Source organism: Paenibacillus sp. MER 180 (assembly GCF_023713665.1).
Taxonomy (GTDB): Bacteria; Bacillota; Bacilli; order Paenibacillales; family Paenibacillaceae; genus Paenibacillus_B; species Paenibacillus_B suaedae.
The window spans coordinates 1-366 of the sequence record NZ_JAMAVT010000096.1 but is presented as its reverse complement, the minus strand read 5'-3'; the positions used below and the strand labels follow the sequence as shown (position 1 = coordinate 366).

The 366-nt window shown below is 40.7% G+C and carries 1 protein-coding gene; it reads left to right on the top strand.

Features of this window, described 5'->3' with window-relative positions:
• On the top strand, positions 1-366 hold a 366-nt coding region (locus M3661_RS30025), incomplete at both ends, for an IS3 family transposase (RefSeq protein WP_251491402.1).

Genomic DNA, 366 nt, shown 5'->3' with positions numbered 1-366 from the left:
CGAAAGTAAGTGTCATCCATCAAAATCGCGACAAATACTCGGTATCAGCAATGTGCGACGTCCTGCAAATAACTAGAAGTACGTACTATTATGAAGCAAAAAACTCCAGCAATGAAGATGGTATTACAAAGCTTATCGTTGAAATCTTCCAGAAGAACCGAAATGCATATGGTACAAGAAAGATTAAAGCAAAGCTTCACGAACGTGGACTTATCGTATCAAGACGTCGAATTGGCCGTATTATGAAGGAACAAGGCCTTGTTTCTACATACACCGTGGCTCAATACAAACCTCACAAAACAACATGCAACGAATCGCAACAGGTAAATGAACTGAACCGCAAGTTCCAGCAATCTGAAGCTAAGC